At 63.6% G+C, this 253-nt stretch carries 1 protein-coding gene; it reads right to left on the reverse strand.

The window, feature by feature from the left end; all coding sequences use genetic code 11:
• Nucleotides 1-205: hypothetical protein (locus PZC42_RS22050; RefSeq protein ID WP_277214353.1), on the reverse strand; the 205-nt coding region annotated here is incomplete at its 3' end.
• Nucleotides 206-253 lie beyond the last annotated feature (48 nt).

Here is a 253-nt window from a genome sequence, read left to right on the forward strand (position 1 = left end):
AGAAGTACTTGCTGCCCCGCTCGTCCAGGATGAGGGGAACCTTGGGGAGGTAGAGCGGCCGGGACTTGATGATCACGTCCAGCATGATCTTGTCCACCGCGACGGCGAGCGCGTAGCTCGCGTCGCCGGAGGGGAAGATGGACGGGTACGACGGCGCGGGGAAGGCCTCCTCGAGGTGCACCGCGATGGGGAAGGAGTCTTTCATTGCCCCCGAGGGGTTGGACGTTACCGATGGCTTGTGGATGATCTCCGT

It is taken from the genome of Isoptericola croceus (assembly GCF_029382255.1).
GTDB lineage: Bacteria > Actinomycetota > Actinomycetes > Actinomycetales > Cellulomonadaceae > Isoptericola > Isoptericola croceus.